18 protein-coding genes are annotated in these 21,349 nt (G+C 68.7%); 7 read left to right on the forward strand and 11 right to left on the reverse strand.

The annotated features are described in order from the left end of the window. Positions 1 to 162 precede the first annotated feature (162 nt). From WFH23_RS10460 to WFH23_RS10470, 3 genes are all read left to right on the forward strand, one after another. Positions 163 to 2,688 carry an ATP-dependent Clp protease ATP-binding subunit gene (locus tag WFH23_RS10460; RefSeq protein ID WP_090150963.1) on the forward strand — a complete coding sequence of 842 codons (2,526 nt, stop codon included), beginning with the start codon at positions 163 to 165 and terminating at the stop codon, positions 2,686 to 2,688. Between the two features lie 107 nt (positions 2,689 to 2,795). Next, on the forward strand, positions 2,796 to 3,314 hold the full coding sequence (locus tag WFH23_RS10465; protein WP_090150960.1) for an amino-acid N-acetyltransferase: 519 nt from the start codon (positions 2,796 to 2,798) through the stop codon (positions 3,312 to 3,314). A gap of 26 nt (positions 3,315 to 3,340) precedes the next feature. Continuing rightward, positions 3,341 to 3,976, forward strand: a complete 636-nt coding sequence (locus tag WFH23_RS10470) for a hypothetical protein (protein WP_336662475.1) — start codon at positions 3,341 to 3,343, stop codon at positions 3,974 to 3,976. On the opposite strand, the gene WFH23_RS10475 is transcribed toward WFH23_RS10470, so the two are convergent. Continuing rightward, positions 3,970 to 5,529, reverse strand: a complete 1,560-nt coding sequence (locus WFH23_RS10475) for a PucR family transcriptional regulator (RefSeq protein ID WP_336662476.1) — start codon at positions 5,527 to 5,529, stop codon at positions 3,970 to 3,972. The two genes, WFH23_RS10470 and WFH23_RS10475, sit on opposite strands and share 7 nt — an antisense overlap. A 154-nt stretch (positions 5,530 to 5,683) precedes the next feature. Between WFH23_RS10475 and WFH23_RS10480 the strand changes: the two genes are divergently transcribed. The 3 genes from WFH23_RS10480 to WFH23_RS10490 all read left to right on the forward strand — a co-directional run bounded on the left by WFH23_RS10480 (position 5,684) and on the right by WFH23_RS10490 (position 9,333). After that, entirely contained in the window at positions 5,684 to 6,907 is a 1,224-nt protein-coding gene (locus WFH23_RS10480) for a CaiB/BaiF CoA transferase family protein (protein WP_336662477.1), read from the forward strand. A gap of 48 nt (positions 6,908 to 6,955) precedes the next feature. Further along, the gene (locus WFH23_RS10485; RefSeq protein WP_336662478.1) at positions 6,956 to 8,119 is read left to right on the forward strand and encodes an acyl-CoA dehydrogenase family protein; all 1,164 of its coding nucleotides are present in this window, start codon (positions 6,956 to 6,958) and stop codon (positions 8,117 to 8,119) included. Positions 8,120 to 8,229: 110 nt separating this feature from the next. Further along, positions 8,230 to 9,333 carry a CPBP family intramembrane glutamic endopeptidase gene (locus WFH23_RS10490; RefSeq protein WP_336662479.1) on the forward strand — a complete coding sequence of 368 codons (1,104 nt, stop codon included), beginning with the start codon at positions 8,230 to 8,232 and terminating at the stop codon, positions 9,331 to 9,333. Here the strand turns inward: WFH23_RS10490 and WFH23_RS10495 are convergent. From WFH23_RS10495 to mtnA, 6 genes are all read right to left on the reverse strand, one after another. Further along, positions 9,273 to 9,788, reverse strand: a complete 516-nt coding sequence (locus WFH23_RS10495) for a cupin domain-containing protein (protein WP_336662480.1) — start codon at positions 9,786 to 9,788, stop codon at positions 9,273 to 9,275. The genes WFH23_RS10490 and WFH23_RS10495 overlap by 61 nt on opposite strands. Beyond that, positions 9,785 to 10,699, reverse strand: coding sequence for an ABC transporter permease (locus WFH23_RS10500; RefSeq protein ID WP_090150938.1), 915 nt, complete (start codon positions 10,697 to 10,699; stop codon positions 9,785 to 9,787). Before WFH23_RS10500 ends, WFH23_RS10495 begins: the two co-directional genes overlap by 4 nt. Further along, positions 10,696 to 11,922: an ABC transporter permease subunit gene (locus WFH23_RS10505; protein ID WP_090150934.1), complete on the reverse strand. Its 1,227-nt coding sequence runs from the start codon at positions 11,920 to 11,922 to the stop codon at positions 10,696 to 10,698. Before WFH23_RS10505 ends, WFH23_RS10500 begins: the two co-directional genes overlap by 4 nt. Then, positions 11,919 to 13,520: an ABC transporter ATP-binding protein gene (locus WFH23_RS10510; RefSeq protein WP_336662481.1), complete on the reverse strand. Its 1,602-nt coding sequence runs from the start codon at positions 13,518 to 13,520 to the stop codon at positions 11,919 to 11,921. The genes WFH23_RS10505 and WFH23_RS10510 overlap by 4 nt, the downstream gene beginning before the upstream one ends. A 123-nt stretch (positions 13,521 to 13,643) precedes the next feature. Further along, entirely contained in the window at positions 13,644 to 14,696 is a 1,053-nt protein-coding gene (locus WFH23_RS10515; protein WP_090150926.1) for a BMP family ABC transporter substrate-binding protein, read from the reverse strand. 35 nt (positions 14,697 to 14,731) lie between these two features. Beyond that, a complete protein-coding gene (gene mtnA, locus WFH23_RS10520; RefSeq protein ID WP_211648845.1) occupies positions 14,732 to 15,775 on the reverse strand; it encodes an S-methyl-5-thioribose-1-phosphate isomerase in 1,044 nt (347 codons plus the stop codon). A gap of 470 nt (positions 15,776 to 16,245) precedes the next feature. On the opposite strand from mtnA, the gene WFH23_RS10525 reads away from it, so the two are divergent. Beyond that, positions 16,246 to 17,553, forward strand: coding sequence for a PhoH family protein (locus WFH23_RS10525; protein WP_336662599.1), 1,308 nt, complete (start codon positions 16,246 to 16,248; stop codon positions 17,551 to 17,553). Between the two features lie 50 nt (positions 17,554 to 17,603). On the opposite strand, the gene WFH23_RS10530 is transcribed toward WFH23_RS10525, so the two are convergent. The 4 genes from WFH23_RS10530 to WFH23_RS10545 form a co-directional block, all read right to left on the reverse strand. After that, positions 17,604 to 18,362, reverse strand: a complete 759-nt coding sequence (locus WFH23_RS10530) for an SGNH/GDSL hydrolase family protein (RefSeq protein WP_336662482.1) — start codon at positions 18,360 to 18,362, stop codon at positions 17,604 to 17,606. Between the two features lie 130 nt (positions 18,363 to 18,492). Beyond that, complete coding sequence (locus WFH23_RS10535) at positions 18,493 to 19,920, reverse strand: class II fumarate hydratase (RefSeq protein ID WP_336662483.1); 1,428 nt, start codon at positions 19,918 to 19,920, stop codon at positions 18,493 to 18,495. A 64-nt stretch (positions 19,921 to 19,984) separates the two neighbouring features. Further along, the gene (locus WFH23_RS10540) at positions 19,985 to 20,668 is read right to left on the reverse strand and encodes a carbonic anhydrase (protein WP_090150916.1); all 684 of its coding nucleotides are present in this window, start codon (positions 20,666 to 20,668) and stop codon (positions 19,985 to 19,987) included. After that, positions 20,665 to 21,348 carry a DUF4245 family protein gene (locus tag WFH23_RS10545; RefSeq protein WP_336662484.1) on the reverse strand — a complete coding sequence of 228 codons (684 nt, stop codon included), beginning with the start codon at positions 21,346 to 21,348 and terminating at the stop codon, positions 20,665 to 20,667. Before WFH23_RS10545 ends, WFH23_RS10540 begins: the two co-directional genes overlap by 4 nt. Position 21,349 lies beyond the last annotated feature (1 nt).

Below are 21,349 nucleotides of genomic sequence, written 5' to 3' on the forward strand. Positions count from 1 at the left end.
ATCGTTATTATCGCTGATCGATAAGCTACGGGATGCTGGGCTCGTCCGTCAACCGCCCGTCACGCCTGCGGCGAACACGGCCCCGCGATACGGGATCACCACGTAGCCTGTTTCCATCGGCGGCGCCTTTCCCGTGCTACAGGCGTCGCAAGGAGGTAGGAGATGTTCGAGAGATTCACTGATCGTGCTCGCCGGGTTGTGGTGCTCGCCCAGGAAGAGGCGAAGATGCTCAACCACAATTACATCGGTACTGAGCACATTCTGCTGGGCCTGATCCACGAGGGCGAGGGCGTTGCAGCGAAGGCGCTCGAGCAGCTCGAGATCTCGCTCGACGCAGTGCGTGCGCAGGTCACCGACATCATCGGCACCGGGCAGCAGCCGCCGGCGGGTCACATCCCGTTCACGCCGCGCGCCAAGAAGGTGCTCGAGCTGAGCCTGCGCGAAGCGCTGCAGCTGGGCCACAACTACATCGGCACCGAGCACATCCTGCTCGGCCTGATCCGCGAAGGCGAAGGCGTCGCCGCGCAGGTGCTCGTGAAGCTCGGCGCCGATCTCAACCGCGTGCGCCAGACCGTGATCCAGCTGCTCTCCGGCTACCAGGCCGGCAAGGAGAGCGCGACCGTGGGTGCGCCGGAGTCGGGCGGCGAGTCCAAGGGCTCGCAGGTGCTCGATCAGTTCGGCCGCAACCTCACGCAGGCGGCCCGCGAGGGCAGGCTCGACCCCGTGATCGGCCGTGAGAAGGAAGTCGAGCGGGTCATGCAGATCCTCTCGCGCCGCACCAAGAACAACCCGGTGCTGATCGGCGAGCCCGGCGTCGGCAAGACCGCCGTCGTCGAGGGTCTCGCGCAGGCGATCATCAAGGGCGAGGTGCCCGAGACGCTCAAGGACAAGCAGGTCTACGTGCTCGACCTCGGCTCCATGATCGCGGGCAGCCGCTACCGCGGCGACTTCGAGGAGCGCCTGAAGAAGGTCACCAAGGAGATCCGCAACCGAGGCGACATCATCATCTTCATCGATGAGATCCACACGCTCGTGGGTGCCGGTGCGGCAGAAGGCGCGATCGACGCGGCCAACATTCTGAAGCCGATGCTCGCGCGCGGTGAGCTCCAGACGATCGGCGCCACCACGCTCGACGAGTACCGCAAGCACTTCGAGAAGGACGCAGCGCTCGAGCGCCGCTTCCAGTCGATCCAGGTCGCGGAGCCGTCGCTCCCGCACTCGATCAACATCTTGAAGGGCCTGCGCGACCGTTACGAGGCGCACCACAAGGTCTCCATCACCGACGGCGCCATCGTCGCCGCGGTGAATCTCGCCGATCGGTACGTGCAGGATCGCTTCCTGCCGGACAAGGCCATCGACCTGATCGACGAGGCCGGCGCACGCCTCCGCCTGTCGATCCTGTCGAGCCCGCCGGAGCTGCGGGAGTTCGACGAGAAGATCGCCGTCGTCCGTGCTGAGAAGGAGCAGGCGATCGAGGGTCAGGACTTCGAAGCCGCCGCCAACAAGCGCGACGAGGAGAAGAAGCTGATCGCCGAGCGACTGCGCCTCGAGAAGCAGTGGCGTTCGGGCGACGTGGCCACCCAGGCCGAGGTCGACGAGGGACTGATCGCCGAGGTGCTCGCTCAGGCGACCGGCATCCCGGTGTTCAAGCTGACCGAGGAGGAGACCTCGCGGCTCCGCTTCATGGAAGACGCGCTCCACCAGCGCGTCATCGGCCAGAACGAGGCCATCTCGGCACTCGCGAAGACGATCCGTCGCCAGCGCGCGGGCCTCAAGGATCCGAAGCGCCCCTCCGGCTCGTTCATCTTCGCCGGCCCGACGGGCGTCGGCAAGACGGAGCTCGCGAAGGCGCTCGCCGAGTTCCTGTTCGATGACGAGGATGCGCTGATCTCGCTCGACATGTCGGAGTACGGCGAGAAGCACACCGTTTCGCGTCTCTTCGGCGCCCCTCCGGGGTTCGTCGGGTTCGAAGAGGGCGGCCAGCTCACCGAGAAGGTGCGCCGCAAGCCGTTCTCCGTCGTGCTCTTCGACGAGATCGAGAAGGCTCACCCCGACATCTTCAACTCGCTGCTGCAGATCCTCGAAGAGGGTCGCCTCACCGACGGTCAGGGTCGCGTGATCGACTTCAAGAACACCGTCATCATCATGACGACGAACCTCGGATCGACCGCGATCGCCGGCGGCCCGGTGGGCTTCCAGCTCGAGGGCGACTCGTCGGTCGGGTACGACATGATGAAGGGCAAGGTGAACGAGGAGCTCAAGAAGCACTTCAAGCCGGAGTTCCTGAACCGTGTCGACGACACGATCGTGTTCCCGCAGCTCACCAAGCCGGAGCTGCTGCAGATCGTCGATCTGTTCGTGAAGCAGCTGAAGGATCGCCTGCTCGATCGCGACATGCACATCGAGATCTCGGTCGCGGCGCGCGAGCGCCTCTCCGAGGTGGGCTACGACCCGACGCTCGGTGCGCGTCCGCTGCGCCGCGCGATGCAGCGGGAGATCGAGGATCGCCTCTCGGAGCGCATCCTGAGCGCCGAGTTGCTGGCGGGCGACCTCGTGAAGGTCGACTTCGTCGACGGCGAGTTCACCTTCGCCACCGAGCCGCGCGCGGATCGGGACGCGGGAGCCGCCTCGGCTTCGGCCGCGGCCGCCGTGGCCTCGACCGCCGCGACTCCCGGCATCGGCGAGTAACACACTCCGCGCAGAAGGGGCCCCGGCGCACGCCGCGGGGCCGTGTGCGGATGGGGGAGCGCACGCCGCGAGGCGGGGCGCGGGCACCCCGGGCGTAGACTGGAACGATGAGCGCCGCACCTGAGATCAGCATCCGCAGCGCGCGCACGGGAGACGTGCCGCAGATGGTCGCACTGATGGAGCCGCTCGTCGCGAGACGCATTCTTCTCGGCAAGGACCTCGTCGATCTCTACGCCGCCGTGCCCGAGTTCCTGGTCGCGGTCGACGTCGACGACGCCGTCGTGGGGTACGGAGCCGTGCACGTCATGTGGGAGCAGCTGGGCGAAGTGCGCACGCTCGGGGTGGCCGAAGCGCTGCTCGGGCGGGGGGTGGGGCATCTCCTGCTCACCGCGCTCGAAGAACGAGCACGCTCCCTCGGACTCGCGCAGCTCTTCTGCCTCACGTTCGAAACCGAGTTCTTCGGCAAGCACGGCTTCGAGCGCATGAGCGAAGACACCGAGCTCATCGCCGCCGAGGTGTACGCCGAGCTGCTGCGCTCGAGCGATGAGGGCGTCGCGGAGTTCCTGGACCTGGCGAGGGTGAAACCGAACACGCTGGGCAACACGCGCATGCTGAAGCACCTGTAGGGCGCGAACGCCGCTACGCTGACGCCATGTCGACACTGAGGGATCCGGTGGGGCCGAAAGACCGCAAGGTGTACGTCCGCCGTCGGCTGATCGTGCTGCTGGTGCTGCTCGCCGTGGTCGCGGTCGTCGTGCTGATCATCGTGCGACCGGGGTCGAGCGGGGGCGTGGCCAGCGCGGGCGAGGTCGAAGTGCCCGAAGACCTCGTCGAATCCCCGGCACCCGATTCCGACGACGCCGACGGCGCCGGAGACGGCGACGTCGCAGCCTGCAGCGCGGGCCAGTTCTCGGTGACCCCGGCGACCGACAAGGGGGACTACGCCGCGGGTGAGCTGCCTCAGCTCTCGCTCAGCGTCGAGAACACCGGCGAGGAGCCGTGCTCCGCCGACCTCGGCAGCGCGAACCTGCAGTTCGTCATCGCCAGCGGTGATGACGAGGTATGGCGGTCGGCGGATTGCCAGGAGAACGCGGAGCACCTCGCCGTGATCCTCGAACCCGGCAAGCCACTCGACACCGAGGCGATTCCCTGGGATCGCACCCGGTCGAGCCCCGAGACCTGCGACATCTCCCGCGATCCGGTCGCCGCTGGCGGCGCGTCGTATCACCTCCGCGCCACCGCCGCTGGAACGCAGGGCACGGGCACCGCTCAGTTCCTCCTCTACTGAGACCGCTCCGGCGCGACGGCCGCCTCGAGTCGCAGCGCGATCCAGAGCTCCGCCCGGTCGTCGGGATCGCTGACGGAGCGGGCGGTCACGCGCTCGATGCGGGCGACGCGATCGCGAAGCGTGTTGCGGTGGATCCCGAGGGTTGCCGCCGTCGGGCCTCGCTGACCGTTCGCGGCGAAGAGCGCATGGAGCGTCTCGCGGAGCATGGCGCGATCCTCGGCGCTCATCGCATCCGGGGCGAGCGCGTCGTATGACTCGGAGAGCGGGCCGAGTACCCGCTGCGACATCGGTGCGGCGCCGGATCCCGCCGCGCCCGTGCCCGCATCAGACCCTGCGGCGTCGCGGGCGTCTGCGGCGTCGAGCTCCAGGAGGGCTTCGAGAATCGGCGTATCGCGATCCGCCCAGATGACCGCTGGCACCCGCGGCGCCGTGTAGAGGGGCGCGGTGGGGGAGAGGGCGCGCAATCGGCCCGCCGCCGACCGCCGGCTCTGCACGGCGTCTGCGAGCGGTGACGGGCGGCCGACGACGACATCGAGGTTGCACGACGCGGCGGTCGCGAGTGCAGTGTCGAGCGCTCCGGGGTGGTCGTCGACGATCTGCCAGGCGAGGCCGACGCCCGGCGCGGGGGCCGGGGCATCGTTGGGGGCGACGAGCCGGTCGAGACCCGAACGCGGCTTCCTGCGCCACGATGCCAGATCTTCCGCCGTGCCCTGCACGGCGAGCACGCGCACGCGATCCGGGGGCTTGAGACCGGGCGCGAGGATCCCGAAACCTTGGACGGTCGAGCCCCGCGCGAGGAGCGCAGCGGTCAATCGTTCCCATCGCTCCCGCTCTCGGGCATTCTCGGCTCGGTTCTCGCCCAGGGCGAGGCCGAGCACCATGGCGCCCGCTGCGACGATCGAGCGCCCCTCCGCCGAGAGCGGGGACCCGCCCGCGATGGCCAGCTGAAAACGGCCGCCGGCGTCGAGGTCGATGACCTCGGCCTCGGCCGCCTCCGCAGCGGAGGCGAATCCGGCGGTGGCCGCGAGCGTGCCGCCGTCGGATCCCAGCAGCGCGAGGTGCTTGCCGGTCGCTTGAGCGAGGCTCGCGAGCACCTCGGCGGGTTGCTGCTCCCCGCGCGCGCCCTCGAGCAGGCGCTGCTGGGCCTGCAGCGCCCCGCGCGCAGCACCGAGATCGTCAGCGCGCAAGAGCTCGGCGACGGCCTTGCTCACCGCGATGAAGGGGACGGGAAGCGGGACTTCGAAGAGCGCGACCCGGTACGCACTCGCCGCCTGGACGAGGGGTTTCGGGATGCGCTCGTGATTGACTCCGATCCCAAAACCGATGGCGGCGACGCGCGCCCGATTGAGGCCGGCGACGAAGTCGCGCCACCGGCGGTCGTCGTGTGCGAGGGCGAGCCCGGTGGTCAGCACGATCTCTCCGCCTTCGAGGTACGAACCGAGGTCGAGCAGCTCGGTGTTCGACACCCACGTGATCGTGGGATCGCCCGCGCCCGATTGCACGAGGCGCAGGTGCAGGTGGGGTATCGCGAGGAGCTGCGAGAAGGCGACCATGATGCGATTCTTGCACAGGTTACACACGTTGGGATATGCAAGCATGCCGCGGGCAGCGGGCAGGCCTGCGCCTACACTGGCGGTACGGGAACGGCGCACCGCACCGACGTCCGCTCCGCCCCCGCACGAGCAGCAGACGATGAGGAGCGCACCGATGACGGGCACCGGGCAGCCGAGGCACGAGAACGAATCCACCGAACGCGTGCCGCGGGGGGCCCTCCACGGCATCCGCGTCGCGGACTTCTCGCGAGTGCTGGCCGGTCCGCACGCGACGATGATCCTCGCCGATCTCGGCGCCGATGTCATCAAGATCGAGAGCCCGGAGGGCGATGGCACCCGCCAGTGGAACCCTCCGGTCAACGCGGTCGGGCAGAGCACCTACTTCGCGGGGGTCAATCGAGGCAAGCGCTCCGTCGTCTGCGACCTGCGCGACGAAGCAGGGCTCGCTCGCGCACGCGAACTCGCCCGCACGGCAGACGTCGTCATCGAGAACTTCAAGCCGGGCACGATGGAGAGATTCGGCCTCGGATACGACGCCGTCGCGGCCGAGAACCCCCGAGTGGTGTTCTGCTCGATCTCAGGATTCGGCGACACCGAGGGGCGCGACCTCCCGGGGTACGATCTGCTCGTGCAGGCCGTCGGCGGCTTAATGAGCATCACGGGCCAGGCCGACGACGCCGGGGGAGAGCCGACCAAGGTCGGCGTGGCCCTCGTCGACATCCTCACCGGGCTCAACTCCGTGATCGGGATCCAGGCGGCGCTCCGCGCTCGCGACTCCGCGGAGTCTCCCACCGCCGGTCGCGGCCAGCACGTCAAAGTCACACTGCTCGGATCGCTGCTCTCGGCGCTCGCGAACCAGGCGTCCTCCACCCTCGAGACGGGCGTCGCGCCCGGCCGAATGGGCAACGCCCACCCGTCGATCGCGCCGTACGAGACCTTCGCCGCCGCCGATCAGTCGATCGCCCTCGCCGTCGGCACTGACGGGCAGTTCGCGCGGCTCTGCGACGTGCTCGGCATCGCCGAACTCGCCCGTGATGATCGCTTCGCCACGAACCCGCAGCGCGTCGCACACCGGGTCGAGCTGCGCGCAGAGCTCGAGACGGCATTGAGGGAGCGATCCGCAGCCGACTGGATCGCCGCCTTCACAGCCGCCAACATCCCCGCCGGCCGTGTCAACTCCATCGCGCAGGCACTTGACCTCGCCGAATCACTCGGCCTGGAACCGGTCGCGGCGACCGCGGCGACGGCTCCCGACGGTTCCGAGCAGACGGTGCGCTCCGTGGCGACGCCGATCTCGCTCTCGGAGACGCCGGCCCGCTACGAGGTGCCGCCGCCGGGCATCGGCGAGCACCAGGACGCCAGCTGGCTCCCGCGGTAAACGCACCCCATTCTCACCCCTTCGCCCGAACCTTCCCCGAGGAGCACCATGACCACCACCATCGATCAGCTGTTCGACGTCGCCGACTTCGTCACCGAGGAAGAGCGCGAGTGGCAGCTCAAAGCCCGTGAGTTCGCGCAGACGCGCATTCGCCCCATCATCGACCAGGCCTTCGAAGATCGCCGCCTCCCCGTGGAACTGCTGCCCGAGGTCGGCGAGTTCGGCGCGTTCGGCATGTACCTCGACGGCTACGGCCTGCGCGGCGCATCCTCCGTCGCCTACGGCCTGGTCGCCATGGAATTCGAGGCGGTCGACTCCGGCTTCCGCACCGCACTCTCCGTGCAGGGCTCGCTTGCGATGGGTGCGATCTACAAGTTCGGCTCGGAAGAGCAGAAGCAGCGCTGGCTGCCGCTCATGGGCCGCGGCGAAGCCATCGGCTTCTTCGGGCTCACCGAACCGCAGGGCGGCTCCGACCCCAACACCATGCTGACGACCGCGCGACGCGAGGGCGACGAGTGGGTGCTGAACGGCAAGAAGCGCTGGATCGGCCTCGCCACCATCGCGCAGCTCGGCGTCATCTGGGCGAAGGACGACGAGGGCATCGTGCGCGGCTTCATCGTGGAGACCGACACCCCCGGCCTCACCGCCACCGCGATCGAGAACAAGCTGTCGATGCGGGCCTCGCTGCAGACCGAGATCGTGCTCGAAGACGTGCGCATTCCGGCCGATGCGATCCTCCCCGGCTCGAAGGGGCTCTCGTCGCCGTTCAAATGCCTGAACGAGGCGCGCTACGGCATCGCGTGGGGCGTCATGGGCGCGGCCCGATCCTGCCTCGAGGTCGCCGTCGAGCGCTCGCAGACCCGCGAGGTCTTCGGTGCGCCCATCGGAGGCAAGCAGATCATCCAGGCGAAGCTCGCCGACATGTTCCTCGAGTACCAAAAGGGCCTGCTGCTCGCACTGCACCTCGGGCGTCTGAAGGATGCTGGCAACCTCACCTACGGGCAGATCTCCGTCGGCAAGCTGAACAATGTGCGCGAGGCCATCAAGATCGCCGGTGCCGCCCGCTCGATTCTCGGCGGCGACGGCATCACCTCGGAGTTCCCCGTCATGCGCCACATGGCGAACCTCGAGTCGGTGCGCACCTACGAGGGCACGGACGAGGTGCACCAGCTGGTCATCGGACGCGAGCTGACGGGTATCGCAGCCTTCTAGTCGGTCGGGCGGGCGCGGCCTCGATCCACCCTCCTGCTTGCCCCTCCCGGTGTCGTGGCCGCGCGGATCGCCCGTGAGCTAGGGTGACTGGCGGACGGAAGGAGCACGTGGTGGACGTGAAACGGGTGAGGGCGGCGACGGCAGGCCGGGTCGGGAGCTCAGACCGGGCGGACCGCCTCGAGCGGGTGCCGTGGGCGGCGGTCGCCGTGTTCGTGGTGCTGTCGTTCGGTCTCGCCTGGCTGATCGCGATGCCGCTCTGGCGCATGGGCGCCGACGCCGACGCATACACGCTGTGGTTCGGCCTCCTCGCGGCAGCGATGATGTTCACCCCGGCGATCGCAACCGCGGTGGCGCTCTTCGTGATGCGTGCGCCGCGACGGGAGCGCCTCCGCTTTCTCGGCATGTGGCCCCTGCGCCCGGCGCGCCGGGTCGTCTGGTTCATGGTCGCAGCACTCGTCGCGCCGCTCATCGTCGTGCTGGCCGCCGTCGGCGTATCGGTGCTGTTCGGCTGGGCGCGCCTCGACCTCGTGAACTTCTCCGGTTTCCAGGCGACTCTCGACGCGCAGTTCGCCTCGCTCGACGCCGAGACCGCCGAGCTCGCACAGCAGAGCATGCCGCCGCTCGGATGGCTCGTCGCTCTGCAGGTGCTGCTCGTGCCGATCGGCGGCCTCGCGAACAGCCTGCTGGCGTTCGGGGAGGAGATCGGATGGCGGGGATGGCTGCTCACGGCGCTGCGTCCGCTCGGCACTTGGCCGGCGATCCTCATCACCGGGGTGATCTGGGGGCTCTGGCACTCGCCCCTCATCCTGCTCGGGTACAACTTCGGGCTCACCGATTGGCGGGGCGTCGCTCTCATGACCGGAGGCTGCGTGGCGTGGGGCGCGCTGCTCGCCTGGTCGCGACTGCGCAGCGGGTCGGTATGGCCGGCAGTGGTCGGCCACGGGGCGCTCAACGCCTCTGCCGGCATGATCGTGGTGCTCGCGGCCGCAGATGCGCCGATCGATCCCGCGCTGGCCATGCCGTTGGGGGTGTCGGGGTGGATCGTGATCGCGGTCGTGGTGGCGGTGCTCGTCGCCACGGGGCAGTTCCGCGAGGATCACCAGCCTCCGCTCGCCCCGCGCGCCCGACGAGGAGGCGGAGTGGGCGGCGCGACCTATGACGCTGCAGGCTCTGAGCGCGTCAACGCGACGATGCGGTCCGAAACGTCGGGGTAGCGCGCGCACAGCGCGTCGCGCTCGCCGAGTGCGAATCCGTTCCACGCGAACGGGGGCGACATCGTCGTGCCGACCAGGCTCCACGCTCCGAGCGATGAGGAGCCCTGCATGACGCCGGCCGGCACGACGAGCTGGGGCAGCTGGCCGGCATCCGGGTCAGGGCCCAGCAGCCGCTCCTCAGCGCGGCCGTCGGGGTGCAGGAGGAGTACTCGCAGCGGGTCGCCGGCGTACCAGTGGTACACCTCGACCGAAGCGAGAGCATGCAGCGCCGAGAAGTCCGGGTCGGCCAGCAGGTAGTAGATCGCGCTCGAGTGGTCGTCGAGGTGCATGCGGCGGAAGAGGCCGCCCTCGTGCTCGAGCGGTTCGAGCGAGAGGCGTTCGACCCAGCGCGCCGCCTCCTCAGGGAGCGGAGGCGTGTCGGAGCGGTGCGCGGGGGACGCCGGCGACGCGTTCACGCGAGTGCGGCTTCGCGGGTCTTGCGGAACCGCTTGCTGAGCAGGATGAGCACAATGAGCGTCACGACGTACGGGCCGGCGTCGGTCAACTGCTGCGGCAGGCCGAACGACTGCAGGCGGAATCCGATGGCGTCCGCGAAGCCGAAGAGCAGCGCGGCGCCGAGCACTCCGACGGGATGGGCGCGGGCCAGCATCACGGCGACCACGGCGATCCATCCGCGACCGGCCGACATGTTCTCGGTGAACTGCACCACATTTCCGAGGGCGAGCTGCGCTCCGCCGAGCCCGGCGAGCGCGCCGGAGACGATGACGGCACCCAGCTGGTACCGCTGCGGGTCGACGCCCATGGTGGCCGCGGCGAGCGGGCGTTCACCGACGCCGCGCAGACGGAGGCCGAGGGGGGTGCGGAAGAGCACGATCCAGAGCGTCGGCACCAGCAGCAGCGCGAGGTACCCGAGCGGTGTCAGCGCAAAGAGCTGGCCGATCCAGGGGATGTCGGCGAGCACGGGGATGCGCCACACGGGAATGCCGACGATGCCCGGATCCTGGAACACGCCCTGCACGTCGAAGATCGCGACGAGGAGGAAGCTCGTCATGCCGACGGCGAGGATGTTCATGGCGACCGCGAGAACGATCGGGTCGCCCTTGCGGTAGACCGCACCGTACCCCAGGATGAGCGAGAACAGCGCCCCGGCGATCATGGCGACGATCACTCCGAGCAGCCAACTGTGCGTGAAGAACGATGCCGCGACACCGGCGAATGCGCCGACGAGGATCATGCCCTCGAGGCCGATGTTGAAGATGCCGGCCCGTTCGGCGATCATGCCGCCGAGTGCGGCGAGCAGGATCGGGATGAGCGACCGGAGGACGGACCCGATGAGGTCCTGGTCGAAGAGTTCGAGGACGTTCATCGATCCGACTCCTTCGTCTCGGTGCCGGCACCGGGCACCGGAGCATGCGGTTCGGCGATCGCCGCCTCGTTCAACGGCGGCTCGGCCGTCGGCGGCCCCGAGGATGCTCCGTCAGCTGAGCCGCGTCTGCGGAACCGGGGAAGCGCCACGCGGAACGCGAGCAGTACGATGACGAGCGCTTGAATCACGGCGGCGATCTGCGGCGAGAGCCCGAGTTCGCGTCCCATCGCATCGCTGCCGACCATGATCGCCGCGAAGAACAGACCGGCGATGGCCGTGCCGATGGGCCGGTAGAGGGCCAGCAGCGTGACGAGCAGCGCGGTGAAGGCGTAGTTCGTCTGCACGAAGTACCCCTCGATGAGTCGGGTGCTCGGGGCCCCGATGATGAGCATGACGCCGAAGAGCCCGGCGAGGCCGCCGGAGAGCGCCATCGTGCGCGTGACGAGCGGGCCCGGCTTCACGCCTCCGTAGCGCACGAATTCCGCGTTCTGGCCGCTGAGACCCGACTCGAAGCCGAACCGGGTGCGACGATTCACGAAGACGGCGCCCGCGATGACGACGATGAGCACGATGATCGACCAGTTGACTCCGGTGAGCACCGCGGTGACCGGGCTCGTGGGCCCGAACGTCGATCGCAGCGTCTCGGCGAAGGAGGAATCCTTCGGCACGAGCATGCCGAGCTGCACCTCGGGTCGCAGCTGCTGGGTCGCGACGAGGTCCGTGCTCGGGTCGTTCAACTGGAACCGGATCAGCCACGAGGAGAAGTAGCGAGCGGGGTAGTTCAGCAGCAGCGTCGAGAGCAGGATCGGCACCCCGAGCAGATTCTGGAGGAGCGCCGAGATGAGCCCCCACGCCGCGCCGGTCGCAATCGCGACGATGAAGGCGAGCGGCACGATGAGGATCGCCGGGCCAGGGACGTAGACCGCGACGATGCCGCCGGTCAGCGCCCCCAGGCCGGCCTGTCCCTCGGTGCCGAGGTTGAGCACTCCGGCACGGAAGGCGACCGCGATCGCGATGCCGATACCGATGATGGGAACGGCGCGCTGGAGCGTGTTCGCGAGTCCCGAACCGGTGCCGAACGATCCCTGGAGCATCGCGACGTATCCGCTGATCGGATCGACGCCTGCGATGAGCATGAAGCAGGCGCCGATGAGCAGGGCGAGCACCACCGACACCGGGATGGGGCCTGCGAGCCAGCGACCCGCTTTGCGTGCGGCATTCATCGTGCGGTCCCCTTCTCGGTGACATCAGGGCGTGGAGCGTCGTCGGTGCGGTCGCGCAGCGCGTCGAACGATCCGGGTCGATGGCGCTCCTCGGGTGCGTGCCCTGCCATGTAGAGGCCGAGCAGCGCCTCGCTCGCTTCGGCTTTCGGCACCTCGGCCACGATGCGGCCCTCGAACATCACGACGATACGCGACGAGAGCGACATGATCTCGCTCAGTTCGGCGGAGATCAGGAGCAGCGCGCCACCCGTGTCGCGGTACTCGCAGAGCTCGCGGTGAATCGATTCGATCGCTCCGATGTCGACGCCGCGCGTCGGCTGCTCGGCGATGAGCAGCGGAGAGCCGTAGTCGAGCTCACGAGCGACCACGACCTTCTGGAGGTTGCCGCCGGAGAGCGTGCCGACCCGCGTCGTCGGGCCGGCGATCTTGACGCCGAAACGGCTGATCAACCGTTTCGAGTGCTCGAGCATGGCCGATCGCGAGAGCAGGCCCCGCTTCAGGAGGGGGGCGCGCCGATGATGGCCGAGTGCGAGGTTGTCGATCGCGTCGGCACCGCCGGCACTGCCGACGGCATGGCGATCCTCCGGGATATAGGCGATTCCGCCGTCGCGACGCTGAGCGATCGACGAGGCGCTGAGATCGCGTCCCACGACCGACACGGTGCCCTCGTCGGCTTTGCGCATGCCGATGATCGCCTCGGCGAGTTCGACCTGGCCGTTGCCCGCGACGCCCGCGATGCCGACGACCTCGTTGCGGCGCACGAACACACTGGCATCCGAGACGGCGTCGCGCCCGCCCGACCCCGGCACGGTCAATCCGCGAACATCGAGCACCACGTCGCCCGGTGCGTGCGCGGGGGGCGGGGTGGCGAGGTTGACATCGCGACCGGTCATGTGGCGGGTGATCTCATCGGGAGAACTGTCGGCCGTGACGAGTTGCGCCACATTGCGCCCGTCGCGCAGCACGGTGACGCGGTCTGAGATGGCCATGACCTCGCCGAGCTTGTGGGTGATGAGGATGATCGTGCGTCCATCGGCTTTGAGCGCCCGGAGCACGTCGAAGAGGCGCTCGGTCTCTTGCGGGGTGAGTACCGCGGTCGGCTCGTCGAGAATGAGCACGCGAGCCTCGCGGTAGAGCGCCTTCACGATCTCGACGCGCTGCAGCACGCCGACCGGCACGGAATCCACTCGCGCCGCGGGGTCGAGGGAGAGGCCGTAGCGCTCGGCGATCTCCGCAACGGCGCGGTTCGCCTCTGCGCGATCGATGAGCCCGCGCTTCCTCGGCTCGCTGCGGAACACGACGTTCTCCGCGATGGTGAGCGATGGGAAGAGTTTGAACGACTGGAACACCATGCCGATGCCGGCATCGATGGCGTCGAGGGGTGAGGAGAATTCTCGTCGCTCGCCCCTGATGTAGATCTCGCCCTCATCGGGCTGATAGACGCCGGCGAGCTGCGACATCAAGATCGACTTGCCCGCCCCGTTCTCGCCCATGAGCGCGTGGATCTCACCGGCTTCGACCTCGAAGTCGACGCGATCGTCGGCGAGTACGCCGGGGAAGCGCTTGGTGATCCCGCGCATCGAGACTTCGGCGACCATCCGTGTTCCTTTTCTTGGTGGTGCATGAAACTCGCCGGTTGAGCGAGCGCGGGAAGACGAGACCCAGGGTACTGCGAAACGGTCTCGACTTCGGCGCGCTCGGCTCAACCGGCGATCCGGGGGTTATGCGAGCGGGTCGGTGACCTTGATCTTGCCCGAGACGATGTCGTCGCGCGCCTGGGTCACCTCATCGAGCACATCCTGGTGCTCCATGATCGTGCACTGCGAATCAGCGGCATCCTCGGTGAGGCTGACGATGGTCATGCCCTCCTCCTTGAGGCCGAAGGAGCTCGTCGCATCCTTCGAGCTCTTGCCGTCCATGATCTCGCCGACGACGGTCTCCACGACGCGGTTGACCGACTTCACCGTGCCGTCGACGACCGACCCGGGTGCGATCGGGCACTGGTTCGCGTCGACGCCGTAGGCGGAGAAGCCCTTTTCAGCTGCGGCCTCCATGATGCCGCCGTTCGAGGCAGCGCCGACGGCGAAGACCTCGTCCACGCCGCTCGCGGCGAACGCGAGGGCCTGCTCCTTGCCGCGCGCCGGATCGGCGAACGGGTTGTCGCCGCCGATGACCTGCGGAGCCACCGTGTCGACATCCTCGTTCACGCTCTTGGCGCCTTCGGCGAAGCCGTCGGAGTACTTCTTCAGCAGTTCGTTGTCGACCGAGATGACCGAGCCGACCTTGTTCGCCTCGGTGAGGAGCCCGGCTTCCATGCCGAGCAGGTACGACGGCTCCTGCTCGCGGAACGTCGCCTGGTAGAGGTTGTCGGGGGCGCCCTCGACGAACGTGTCGATGAGCATGAAGTTCTGCTGCGGGTTCTGCTCGGCGAGCTCCTTGGCGACGTCGCCGAACTGGAAGCCGAGCATCACGACGACCTCGGGAGCTTCGGCGATCGCGGCTTCCAGGTTGGAACGGCGCGTCGCATCGTCCTTCGATTCGAAGGTCTTCGCGGTGCCCTCGAAGGTCTCGGCGACCGATTCGATGCCGACCTTGCCCGACTTCAAGAACTCGTTCTGGCCGATCGGATCGCTCGTGATGTAGATGAAGCTGGGGCCGTCGCTGGCCGCCTCATCCGAGGTGCCGCCGCCGCCGGAGCAGGACGTGAGCAGCAGTGCAGCGGATGCCGCGCCTGCGACGAGAGCCGCGCGAACGCGACGCTGGGTGAAGAACATGGGTGTTCCTTTCGAACGGGAGGGTTGGGGTGAGCTTACGAACGGAGCGACTCGAGCGACACGCTTTCGAGCGTCTCGCCGCGGCTGAGCAGGATCACCCGGCGCTCGGTGACGATCGCCGTGATGAGGTCGTGCGGGGTCACGTCGAAGGCCGGGTTCACGGCATCGATGCCAGCGGGGGCGGTGCGCGTGCCGCCGAACCCCACGACCTCGTCGACGCCGCGATCCTCGATCTCGATATCGGCTCCGCTCGCGGTGCGCATGTCGATCGTGGATTCTGGCGCGACGACGATGAAGGGCACTCCGGCGTGCTGCGCGGCGAGCGCGAGCGAGAACGACCCCACCTTGTTGGCGGTGTCGCCGTTGGCCGCGATGCGGTCGGCGCCGATGAAGACCGCGTCCGCGATGCCGCGCGAGAGCAGGAACGGGCCTGCGGAGTCGATCAGGAGCCGGAAGGGCGCCTGCATGCGTTCGAGCTCCCATGCGGTGAGGCGCGCGCCCTGCAGCAGCGGGCGCGTCTCGAGGGGGAGCGCCTCGATGAGGGAGCCCTGCTCGAAGAGCGTCTCGATCACGCCGAGCGCGGTGCCGCGCTCGACCGTCGCGAGACTGCCGGTATTGCAGATGGTCATCACGCTCACGCGATCCTTCGCCGCGAGCTCTCGCGTGAGATCGGCGCCGCGCAGGCCCATCGAGATGCAGGCCGCGATGTCCTCGTCGCGGATGAGCACGGCCTCGTCGAGGATGGCGGCGGCGCCCGCGTCGAGCTTGGTCAGCGCGCGGTCGACGCCCCACGAGAGATTCACCGCGGTGGGGCGGGCCTCGCGAAGAATCGCGGCCTGGCGACGCACCTCGTCTCGGTCGAGCTCGTCATCGCCGTGCTCCGCCTGCACAGACGCTGCGATGAGCGCGACGCCGAACGCGCCTGCCACGCCGAGTGCCGGGGCGCCTCGCACCGCGAGCCGCTGGATGTCGTCGATCAGTTGCGGCAGCTCCGTGACGCGGTGCACCTCGACCCGTTGGGGGAGCAGGGTCTGATCGATGAGTTCGATGGCTCCGTCGACCCAGTCGATCGTGCGCAAGCGGTGCTCCTTTATCCGTCACAGTTTCGCCGCAGGGAATCGCTGATTGCTCTGGGAGTGCTGACGCCCCCACCCCGGGCTGCAGTATCGCAGCTCTCAGAATACCTGACGCTGACGCTCCTTCGAGCCTGCTGTCGGGGTTCCACAACCGGGTGCGGTTCAGTGCGCGGATGCGAGCCGTTGCCGAGCCGGTCATGCATCGTTCACGGATCGATATGCGTGTCGTATCGCGGGATGCGATTCCGTCGGCGTAGCGTGTGACGCATCGGGCAGGGTGCCCGATCGAGGAGGCCGGTCGGTCACCACCTCGAAGCCACTGGCCAACTCGCTGAGTCGGGGCGCTGCCCCGGTGCAGAGGAGCCATCGTGGCTGAGATCCAACACCCCGCAACCCCCGTTCCGGCGCTCGTCGAGGCGGAGCCCATCGCGTCGGGCCGCTCGTCGGCATTCCGGACGCCGAGCTCCCCCGAGCTGTCCGACGACATCCTGCAGCAGTTGCGCACGTACGTGCTCGACACGTCCGTCCTGCTGAGCGACCCGGCGGCGCTGTTCCGCTTCGCCGAGCACTCGGTGGTGCTGCCCGTCGTCGTCGTGATGGAGCTGGAGAAGAAACGGCACGATCCCGAACTCGGATACTTCGCGCGGCGCGCGCTGCGCATCCTCGACGAACTGCGGGGCAAACACCTGCGGCTCGACATCCCGGTTCCGGTGGGCGACGCCGGGGGCACCGTGCGCGTCGAGCTCAACCACACGAGCCTCGACGGGTTGCCGAGCGGCATGCGCCTCGGCGACAACGACACGAGAATCCTCGCGGTGGCGCAGAACCTCGCCTCCGAAGGTCTCGACGTCACGGTGATCTCGAAGGATCTGCCGATGCGACTGAAGGCCGCAGCGCTCGGGCTCGGATCGGAGGAGTATCGCGCCGAGCTCGCTCGCGACGACGCCTACACGGGGATCGCATCGTTCGCGCTCGACGAGGACCAGATGCGCGTGCTGTGGGAGGACGAGCGGCTCGACGACGTCGAGGCCGCCGCCGACCTGCCGCTCGGCACGGGGCTCGTGCTCACCTCGGCGCGCGGTTCGGCGCTCGGAAGAATCGACGGAGACCGGTCGCTGCACGTGGTGCGCGGCGACCGGGAGGTGTTCGGCGTGACGGGGCGCAGCGCTGAGCAGCGCCTCGCGATCGACCTGCTGATGGACCCGAAGGTCGGCATCGTCTCGCTGGGCGGCAGTGCTGGCACGGGCAAGTCGGCGCTCGCGCTCGCCGCAGGGCTCGAAGCCGTGCTCGAGCGACGGCAGCACCGCAAAGTGATGGTGTTCCGACCGCTCTACGCCGTGGGCGGCCAGGATCTCGGCTACCTGCCCGGCGACCACCAGGAGAAGATGAATCCCTGGGCCCAGGCGGTGTTCGACACCCTCGGCTCGATCGTCTCTCAGAACGTGCTCGACGAGGTGGTGGCGCGCGACCTCGTCGAGGTGCTGCCGCTCACGCACATCCGCGGGCGCTCGCTGCACGATGCCTTCGTGATCGTGGACGAGGCGCAGTCGCTCGAGCGGGGCGTGCTGCTGACCATGCTCAGCCGCATCGGCCAGAACTCGCGCGTCGTGCTCACGCACGATGTGGCGCAGCGCGACAACCTGCGGGTCGGTCGGTACGACGGAATCGCGGCGGTCATCGAGAAGCTGAAGGGGCATCGCCTGTTCGGTCACGTGACCCTGACCCGCTCCGAGCGAAGTGAGATCGCGGCCCTCGTCACGGATCTGCTCGACACCCCGTAGACGATGAGGCGACCGGCCGGGCGCGATGACCCGGCCGGTCTGCCGCGCCGCTATCCGACGGCGGCGATCCGCTCCTCGACGAGCGGCCAGAAGGTGTCGGCCCACACCTCGTACCCGCGGTCGTTCGGGTGGAAGGCGTCCGCGGCGAACTCGGTGAGCACGCCCGCCACTCCGCGCTCCTGCGTGGCCCGGTGCAGCGGCACGACGCGCATGCCGAGATCGCCGGCGATGGCGTGAATCATGCGGTTCGCGACCCGCACCTTCCGCTCGTTCCACGGCAGATGGAAGCAGGGGAGCTCGCTCACGATCGTGTGCCTGGGCAGCGCCCCGAGAATCTGCGTCATGTTCCGGTGGAAGCGCACCGCATCCCACTCGGCGATGTCGTTCGCGCCGATCGCGATTGTGACGAGGTCGGGCTCATACGCGAGCACCTTCTCCGCTTTCGGCAGTTGATCGCGCAGGCACAGGGCCGTCGTGGCCCCCGAAACCGCGAGATTGACGACTTTGACGGGCTCGCCGGTGCTGGCCTCGATCCGGTCGATCAGCTGCCCGACGTAGCTGCGCCCGGGTGTCGACGCTCCGATGCCCTGCGCGGTCGAGTCGCCGAGCGCGAGGTATCTGAAGCCGCCCTTCTGCTTGCGCCGCTCCCGCCACCACTGGGCGGTCACCGGCTGCATCTCCGCGAGCTCCATCAGCGGGCGATTCACTCGGTCGTAGAGTCGCTGCCACCCGAGCAGGCGAGCCGCTGACGCGGCTCCCGAGCGGGCGAGGGCGCGCGCACCGTCGCGTGGAACTCCTGCAGGCATCATGGATTCAGCGTAGCGAGGGCGGCTGTCGCGGCGCATCTCCTTCGCGCCGGCGGCGACCCCGACCGAACGGAGACGGGCCCGGGATCGACGCACTGCGATCCCGGGCCCGTCGGCGGTGCCTGCGGTGAACCTACTTCGCGACGCCCGGGTGGGTCATCGACAGCAGATCGAGCGCCTGGTCGAGCGCCTCTTCCGAGACCTCGCCGCGCTCGACGTACCCGAGGTCGACGACCGCCTCCCGCACCGTGATGCCCTTCTTGACGGAGTGCTTCGCGATCTTCGCGGCGGCTTCGTAACCGATGAGGCGGTTGAGCGGTGTCACGGTCGACGGGCTCATGCCGGCGAGGGCGGCGGCGCGCTCGAGGTTGGCCTCCAGACCGGCGACCGTCTTATCGGCGAGCACGGTCGAAGCGTTCGAGAGGAGACGGATCGACTCGAGCAGCGCGGTGCCCATGACCGGGATCTGCACGTTGAGCTCGAATGCTCCGGATGCGCCGGCCCACGCAATGGTCGCGTCGTTGCCGATGACCCGAGCGCACACCATGAGCACGGCTTCGGGAATCACCGGGTTGACCTTGCCCGGCATGATCGACGAGCCCGGCTGCAGGTCGGGGATGTGCAGTTCGGCGAGGCCCGTGTTGGGGCCCGAACCCATCCAGCGGATGTCGTTGTTGATCTTCGTCAGCGACACGGCGATGGTGCGCAGGGCTCCGGATGCCTCGACGAGCCCGTCGCGGTTCGCCTGCGCTTCGAAGTGGTTGCGCGCTTCGGTGATCGGCAGGCCGCTCGACTGCGCGATCTCGGCGATGACCTTCTCGGGGAACCCGAGCGGCGTGTTGATGCCCGTGCCGACGGCCGTGCCGCCCTGGGGCACCTCGGCGACGCGGGGGAGCGCAGCGTCGATGCGCTCGATGCCGTAGCGGATCTGGGCGGCGAATCCGCCGAACTCCTGTCCGAGGGTCACCGGCGTCGCGTCCATGAGGTGGGTGCGACCCGACTTCACGGCCGTCTTCCACAGCTCGGCCTTCGTCTCGAACGCCTCGGCCAGGTGCGCGAGCGCGGGCTTCAGCTGCTCGATGAGCGCTCCGGTGACCGCGATGTGCACGGACGTCGGGAAGACGTCGTTCGACGACTGCGAGGCGTTGACGTGGTCGTTCGGGTGCACGGGGGAGCCGAGGTGGCGCGTGGCGAGCGTCGCGAGGACCTCGTTCATGTTCATGTTCGAGGAGGTGCCGGAGCCCGTCTGGTACGTGTCGACCGGGAACATGTCGTGGTGATCGCCCGCGATGATCTCGTCGGCCGCCGCGACGACGGCCTGAGCGACCGAGGCGTCGAGGATGCCGAGATCGCCGTTCGCGATGGCGGCGGCGCGCTTGATGCGCGCGAGCGCGACGATCTGCGCGGGCTCGAGGCCCTTGCCCGAGATCGGGAAGTTGTCGACGGCGCGCTGCGTCTGGGCGGCGTACAGGGCGTCCTTGGGAACCCGCACCTCGCCCATGGTGTCGTGCTCGATGCGGTACTCGGTCTCGGCGCCGGCGGCGCTGCGATCTTCGGTCACAATCATCCTTCGTTTCGTGGATACTGCTCGTGGGTCGGAGAAGTTCGAGAGGCCCGTGCCTGGCTCACGCCGCGGCGACCGGCTCTGCTGCGGTGATGTCGAGGTGCCCGACGGCGCTCACGGCGACTGCGCGTCCCTCTGACAACTGATACTGGCAGCCGACGATGCCCAGCCGGCCAGCGGCCACGGCATCGCTGATGATGCGCGAACTGCGCAGCAGCTGGTTGACGGTCGCGGCGAGGTGCACGCGGCCGACGGCGTCGGCGTCGATGGCCGAGACGTCGACGTATGGGGTGTCGCGGTGCTCGCGGAGCCAGAGCTCCTGCACCGACGGCAGGATCGGCGCGAGCGTGTTCTGCACCGCGATGGGAACAGCGGTGGGCTCCTGCTCCATCTGACCGATCGCCGCAGCGACGGCGCCGCACGAATCGTGGGCGAGCACCACGATCACGGCGACGCCGAGGTTCGCGACGGCGTACTCCATGGAAGCCGTGATGGATTCCGCCACCACGTGCCCCATGTTCCGGGCGATGAAGAGATCGCCGAGGCCGGCGTCGAAGATGATCTCGGCGGCGAGCCGGGAATCCGAGCAGCCGAAGAGCGCTGCGTCTGGCACCTGCCCGTTCGTGAGCTCGTTGCGGCGCTCGACGTCTTGCCTGGGATGCTGAGGGCCGCCGTCGATGAAGCGCCGGTTGCCGGCGACCAGTGCGTCCCAGGCCTGCTGCGGGGTGACTCTCGGGGCGGTCATTCGGTTCCCTTCGGTTCGGAGAGCGACTCGGCGACGTCCGTCGCCAGGTCGCGAAGCGTGGACGGTGCGTCGGTACCGTAGACGAGAATGGTGTCGTTCTCCCACTGCGCCTGAAGCGCGAAGAGCACATTGGAGTTGTCGGGATCCCGATCGCTGTGATCGTAGGTGATCCATTCGAGGCCGCCGAGCGATTCGTTGCCGGTCGGAGCCTGCTGTTCGAGCTGCTGCGCGATCCAGACGTCTTCGACGGGGGCGCCGTCCGGGGTGAACGCCTGCGTCACCGCGGCATAGGCCTCGCGGCCCGATTCCGCATCGACCGTGGTGTAGTTGATCTGCCAGGCGGTGACGCCATCGCTGCCGCGCAGTTCGGCCTGCTTCGCCTTCCACTCCTCGGGCACCTGCGGAGCGGCGAGCTCTCGGCCCGCGCTCGGAGCCGCCTCGGTCGCGAGCGACGCGACGTTCACCTCGTGTTCCGCGAACCCGCCCGTGCCGCGGGGCACCATCAAGAAGATGACGAGCACCAGCCCGAGGCTCACGAGCAATGAGAAGACGAGGTTGTTGACCGTCTTGCGCTCCCGATAGAGCCGGCTGTCCCTCGCCTTGCGCGATGCGGTCTCGGCAGGGGTCTCGGGTCGGCCGAGCTCGGCGACCACCGCTGGCGTCTTGTGCTGCTTCGCCATC

Origin of the sequence: Leucobacter sp. USHLN154, from assembly GCF_037145595.1 — a bacterium.
Lineage (GTDB): Bacteria > Actinomycetota > Actinomycetes > Actinomycetales > Microbacteriaceae > Leucobacter > Leucobacter alluvii.